This is a genomic window from Phyllobacterium sp. (assembly GCF_037994405.1).
Lineage (GTDB): Bacteria > Pseudomonadota > Alphaproteobacteria > Rhizobiales > Rhizobiaceae > Phyllobacterium.
The window spans coordinates 1-5,644 of the sequence record NZ_JBBNAN010000072.1; the positions used below are offsets into that span (position 1 = coordinate 1).

6 protein-coding genes are annotated in these 5,644 nt (G+C 53.3%); 3 read left to right on the top strand and 3 right to left on the bottom strand.

Annotated elements, in window-relative coordinates; genetic code table 11:
* Positions 1–155 precede the first annotated feature (155 nt).
* A complete protein-coding gene (locus tag AAAC48_RS04275; RefSeq protein WP_340652981.1) occupies positions 156–599 on the top strand; it encodes a DUF2267 domain-containing protein in 444 nt (147 codons plus the stop codon).
* 187 nt (positions 600–786) lie between these two features.
* Here the strand turns inward: AAAC48_RS04275 and AAAC48_RS04280 are convergent, their stop codons facing one another.
* The 3 genes from AAAC48_RS04280 to AAAC48_RS04290 all read right to left on the bottom strand — a co-directional run bounded on the left by AAAC48_RS04280 (position 787) and on the right by AAAC48_RS04290 (position 3,649).
* On the bottom strand, positions 787–1,836 hold the full coding sequence (locus tag AAAC48_RS04280; RefSeq protein ID WP_340652982.1) for a hypothetical protein: 1,050 nt from the start codon (positions 1,834–1,836) through the stop codon (positions 787–789).
* Between the two features lie 84 nt (positions 1,837–1,920).
* Positions 1,921–3,264 (bottom strand): trypsin-like peptidase domain-containing protein, encoded by a 1,344-nt coding sequence (locus AAAC48_RS04285; protein WP_340652983.1) that lies wholly within the window; start codon positions 3,262–3,264, stop codon positions 1,921–1,923.
* Between the two features lie 34 nt (positions 3,265–3,298).
* Positions 3,299–3,649, bottom strand: coding sequence for a hypothetical protein (locus tag AAAC48_RS04290; protein WP_340652984.1), 351 nt, complete (start codon positions 3,647–3,649; stop codon positions 3,299–3,301).
* Between the two features lie 153 nt (positions 3,650–3,802).
* Between AAAC48_RS04290 and AAAC48_RS04295 the strand changes: the two genes are divergently transcribed.
* Complete coding sequence (locus tag AAAC48_RS04295; protein ID WP_340652985.1) at positions 3,803–4,444, top strand: phosphoribosyltransferase; 642 nt, start codon at positions 3,803–3,805, stop codon at positions 4,442–4,444.
* A gap of 338 nt (positions 4,445–4,782) precedes the next feature.
* Positions 4,783–5,433 (top strand): BON domain-containing protein, encoded by a 651-nt coding sequence (locus tag AAAC48_RS04300; RefSeq protein ID WP_340652986.1) that lies wholly within the window; start codon positions 4,783–4,785, stop codon positions 5,431–5,433.
* Positions 5,434–5,644: the final 211 nt, after the last annotated feature.

Consider the following 5,644-nt stretch of genomic DNA (forward strand, 5'->3'; position numbering starts at 1 on the left):
GATTGAAGCTTCCTGTCCAGCGGCCGAGACGTAGAAAGCGGCAAGGAGTGCTGTAACTTCGTAGCAGCGGCTCAATGGACTGGATTTGATCTGGCTAAATGCAATCGTACTCAACTCGCTCTGTTAATAGCGCTGGCCCATCAGGAGGTACGTCAATGAGCAACACTAGCATCACTGCTTTCACCCATGGAGCAGAGCAAGCGCAACAGTGGGTCAATGAATTGGATGACGATCTGAATTGGGGTGACAAAGCTCGCGCCTACCGGCTGCTGAGAGCAGTGCTCCACACGATGCGGGATTTTCTGTCGATTGAAGAAGTAGCAGATATGTCGGCGCAGTTACCTATCGTCATTAGAGGCGTCTTCTTCGATGGGTGGGATCCGTCTACTTCACCCGTATGGAAGAGGAAGAAGCAGGATTTTATCGCACAGGTTGCAAGTGACTTTAAGAACGACCCACTAGACAACGCCGATGTCGCCGTGGCCGCTGTCTTCAGACTCATCGACCGGCATATCTCTCAGGGAGAAATCACTCAGGTCCGTAATTCGATGCAGAAATCGCTTCGGAATTTATGGCCGGGGGTACATACCGAACGATGAAGGAGAAAGTCAGGATTTCGGTTGAAGGCACATCTGAAAGCTGCCAATTGCTAAGGCTGTAGAGCGCTAAATCCTAGCTGGCGGCATATGAAGATCTATCTATCTTGGGTTGAAAGCGGCCATCGAACAAACGCGGCGAATTATGCTCTTAGTAGACTTCGTCACGCCGACCAAAACTCAATCATATTCATGTAGCTCGCACTTTTGTACCTTGGGCTATCGTCCTAAAAGCAGGGCGTGGCAGCATTAAACATTCCCTATCAGCGGCCGCGATATATCGAATGGCAAGCGGTCGCCATTTCTCGGGATGCCGAAGCGGGCTTTCGAGCAAATGGGCCATACACAGCCTCGCCCTCAACAGGGCCCGAAATGCGCCGTATAAGGCAATCAATTGTGCATCCGGCGGGTTGCCGAGCTTCTTTTCCAGGACCTTGCTAAGAAGCGGTCTTATCCAGACTGCACCGAGCATATTGCACTCCAGTCCGAGGTAATTCACTTCATCATAAGGGTCGATTGTGCGCATTGCCCGGTTGAATTCCAGGCAATCAATGATCTGCGGCGGGTCCGTGAGACAAACATGCTCGGGACGAAGGTCACCATGTCCTTCAACGATTATGCCACGCGAAATCCGTGACTTGACAAGAGGCCTGAGCAATAGGAGCGCTTGGTCCACCGTATCGAGTGCATTGCCCGCGAGATCGGATAACTGGAACTCGGATCGCTCAAGGATCGAACGATTGATTGTTTGCTCATGTTCGAAATGACGCAGGTAGGTATTGCCATTCGCCGGTTCTCGAGAGCGGCCGGCATAAAAAGCGGCAAGCAATTCGCCGATTCTGCAGATCTCGTCTCGCTCCACGTGGCCTTGGCGAATACGGGCATCCAGCATATGGTCTGCAGGGAGGCGTCGCATCTCGACCAGCCAATCGGTGATGCGACCCTCGTTTGAAAGCGTCAATCGTCCTGAGCGCTTGCGGCGTAGTGCGACAATGGCAGTGTAGGTTTCACTTGCGAGCCGACGGTTAAGCCGGAATTCTTCCCGGCAATAGAATTGCCGTTTCTTTAACGTACTGAAATCCAGGAATGGGTATCTGACCGGCTTTTTGAGCTTGTAGACCTGATTGTCGGTCATGAAGACCCACGACATGTGGGTTTCGTGCGCCTCCACATGCTCAGTTGTGCCGCCGTAGGACTCCGGTTGGCTTAAAAATCGCACTTTTTCTGCCAAATCCGACATCGGAGGCTCCGTTGATACTTACAATTGTCGTATTTCCAGCTGGATGATTGAATACGGCGCGATTCCACTGGAAATCTCGAGCTTTCATTCAACAGCCAAAAACTGAAGGACATTGTCGCGATAGACGCCAAGAAGCAGCGGATGCGCACTTCGCCGGGCCAAACCGAGTGTTTCTTCGGACGAATGAACGGCTTGCCGGTTGATGCTGACGATAATGTCACCTTCAACGAGACCCGCTGCCGCGGCCTTGCTATCTTTATCGATCGCAAGGACAAGCGCTCCACTCGTTTGGCCAATCGGCCTCGCCTCGGTCTTGATATCGAGCAGAACAATGGAGTCAAGAAAGGAGGAGGGAGCTTGTGGGGAACGATCATATTCCTTGTCGGAAAGTCGTGCGGTAATTTCGAGTCCCTTGTCGGATCTTTCTATCAAGAGCCGGATTGCCGTACCGGGTGCCAAGCTGCTTATTTTCCGGCGAAATTCAATCGCATTTCCCACCGGGTGCCCGTCAATGGCTGTAATGACATCGCCAGCAAGAATGCCGCTACGCTGGGCCGCAGAGCCGGCTTTGACCTGGCCTACCAGAACACCTGAATCACGGTTGATTTTAAGCGCAAGGCGGAGCTTCGGGGTCATGTCCTGAACGACAACGCCAAGCTCTCCCCGGTTAACCTTCCCGTGCATCGCCAGCTCATCGGCAACACGCTTGGCCAAGGCACTTGGTATTGCAAAGCTGACGCCGAGAGCGCTCCCGGCTGTAGCGCTGTTGATGCCGACAAGTTCGCCTTGCAAATTGACAAGTGCACCGCCAGAATTTCCGGGATTGATGGAGGCGTCTGTCTGGATGAATTCCGAGAGATTATCGTTGCCTAAACCCGGTCTGCCGAGGGCGCTGACGATGCCCAATGTCGCGGTTTGCCCGAGGCCAAATGGATTGCCAATAGCAACTACATAGTCTCCAACCCTCAGAGCATCTGAATTGCCAACCGGCATCGCGGAGAGCCCCTCAGCCTTGATTTCGATCAGCGCGAGGTCAGTTTCCGAATCCGAACCGACCAACCTTGCTTCCACGGTTTTTCCATCGTTAAGAGTGGCAGTTATAGCGTTGGCATGCTCCACGACATGGTAGGTTGTCAGGACCATCCCACGCTGAGCATCGACGATAACGCCGGAACCTACCGACTGAAACGAAAATGCCTGCGGAGGCATTGCCTCCGACAGGCCATAGAACCGGCGATAAAACGGGTCCTGAAGCAGCGGATCAATCTCCTCGGCTGCTTTTCCCTTGACCGAAATACTCACTACGCTCTGAACCGCGCGGTCCAGCATGGGCGCAAGCGATGGAAGAGATGCGTCCGCGAACGCGACGGCTCTGCCAAAAAATGTTAAGCTGATGATGATAACAATCAAATGCAGGGCTTTTGTCATTGTTGTTCTCGATACGGCGCCGGGACGACGCGTCCTACGACGTGTGAAAGGGTCTGCGCCCGTCGGAAATCATCCAAAGCGCTGTTGCAACGATGATAATCGCCATAACAACTGCGTTAAGCCGCGCAGAGACCATGTCCGCAAAGTTCATTGTTGACGCGAGCCAAACGCCAATCAATATGTCTGCCCACTTCTCCCATGACCGGTACCAAAACAGTGTCAAAACGCTGATTGTCACGACGGCCAGTCCTGAGAGAATGAAATTCCAGGAAACTGCATCAAGTGCAACAGCGTCCTGGGCACCATATCCAAGGATGACGGGTGAGATAAACAACCAGAGGCCGACCATCGTGATCAGACCATCCTGCCAAGGGAACCTGTTCATTTTGACCCTCCTCGCTGCAGATGGCGGCAGCCAACATTCAACGAGACTATTCGCCGTCGAGAAGCTTGGCATTGCGCTGGATCAAAGACTGCATCCAAATGGAGTGTTCTTCTACGCAAATTCATCAGCAGCCGATCAGATGGAGCGTCCGCCATGTTTGAAGACCGAGTCGATGCCGGCAGGCAATTGGCCAACGCACTAAACCAGTATCGCAATCAGGATGTCGTGGTGCTTGCCCTGCCGCGGGGCGGTGTAGCTGTTGCAGTCGAGGTCGCAAATGAACTCGGCGCCCCACTTGATCTAATTATTGTTCGCAAGGTCGGCGTCCCGTATCAACCAGAGCTCGCTATGGGTGCGGTCATTGACGGCTCTCATCCGATAATAGTGCGAAATGACGATGTCTTCTACAGTAGCGGAGTTTCAGAAGAGGCCTTTCAAAGGGAGTGCGCCGGAGAACTCAAGGAAATCGAACGCCGCCGTGCCCTGTATTTCGGAAAGAAAGCCCCGATCGATATCGCGGGACGCACGGTGATCCTCGTCGATGACGGCATCGCGACCGGGGCAACCGCTCGTGTTGCGATCCTGGGATTGCAACAGCGTAAGCCTCGAAAGGTCATTCTCGCCGTTCCAGTTGGGGCAAATGAAACGATGGAAGCGCTAAGGCACGAGGTTGATCAAGTAGTCTGTCTCGAAGAGCCTGCAGCGCTGGAAGCAATTGGCTTCCACTACGGTGATTTTTCGCAGCTGTCTGATGAGGAAGTTATGAATGCATTGGCATCAACGCGCTCGCGTTGATTGCCGCATCTTTTGTCCGTCGCGGATCGTAAAGGGACCACATCCATTCCAGTGTAACTGTCGCGGGCCAAAATCCACGTATTGGCTGGTATCGCCTGAATAGTCAGAATGTGTGCGGGTTCTCCGAACATTACTGACCATTATGCTTGCTTCTTTCGGAATTGAAGCAAACCATCTGCCGTTCCGAAATGAGTATGGCATGGCCTTCACACTCCTTAACGGATTTTAATCAAGCACAAATGCCAGGGGACATGGTTTGACTTCGGTCAATGCGCCCAACTGCGAAGCGCTGCAATCTTGTTGATCAAGGTCCTCCGGTCGCAGGAAAGGAAAGCAACATGAACGACATGACTTTGAGACAAAACGTGATGGACGAACTGGAATTTGAACCAAGTGTCGACGCTGCGAATATTGGCGTTGCGGTCGAAAATGGCGTTGTCACCTTGACGGGCCACGTACCCACCTATTCAGAAAAAAACACTGCAGCGGATGTTGTTTGCAGGGTTAAGGGCGTCCGCGGAATAGCACTGGAAATCGAGGTGCGCCCGCTGGGTAGCCATCTCACAGCGGATGACGAAATTGTCAAGCGGGCGCTCAATGTCATCAGCTGGAACACCGCCATTCCAGAGGGAGCGGTCCAGGTCAAGGTCGAAGACGGCTGGGTGGTTTTGACAGGCAAAGTGGAATGGAACTATCAAAAAATTGCGGCGATGGAGGCGGTTCGCGGATTGGCAGGTGTGTTCGATGTCGCCAACAATATTGAAGTGACGCCTTATGTGTCCGCGTACGACGTAAAAACGCGTATCGAAGATGCCCTAAAGCGGAACGCTCGAATCGAAGCTTCGGGCATTAACGTTAATGTAGAGGAGGGTGGCAAGGTCATCCTTGGGGGATGCGTGCGAATTTGGTCGGATCGTAGTGTGGCGGAGCGGGCTGCGTGGTCAGTACCTGGCGTAAAAATTGTCGATGACCGCATCACCGTTGCCTAGCCTTAATGTGCCGTTCTCCGTTACTGCGGGCAGTTCAATGCACAGAAGCGTCCGATTCCAGAGCGCGCCGCAAGCGACGGATTACAGTCGCCCTTCCACGTTCATCTGCCTGATTGCCGACGGCTTGACTGACGTCAAGCAACAAACGTGACAGGTCGTTGTGCCAATCGAGATGCGCCACCTTGGTCGGTAGTAAGCGAGGGAGGTGACC

Coding starts and splice junctions, on each gene's coding strand:
- AAAC48_RS04275 (WP_340652981.1), top strand. CDS start 156: ATGAGCAACACTAGCATCACTGCTTTCACCCATGGAGCAGAGCAAGCG.
- AAAC48_RS04280 (WP_340652982.1), bottom strand. CDS start 1,836: ATGTCGGATTTGGCAGAAAAAGTGCGATTTTTAAGCCAACCGGAGTCC.
- AAAC48_RS04285 (WP_340652983.1), bottom strand. CDS start 3,264: ATGACAAAAGCCCTGCATTTGATTGTTATCATCATCAGCTTAACATTT.
- AAAC48_RS04290 (WP_340652984.1), bottom strand. CDS start 3,649: ATGAACAGGTTCCCTTGGCAGGATGGTCTGATCACGATGGTCGGCCTC.
- AAAC48_RS04295 (WP_340652985.1), top strand. CDS start 3,803: ATGTTTGAAGACCGAGTCGATGCCGGCAGGCAATTGGCCAACGCACTA.
- AAAC48_RS04300 (WP_340652986.1), top strand. CDS start 4,783: ATGAACGACATGACTTTGAGACAAAACGTGATGGACGAACTGGAATTT.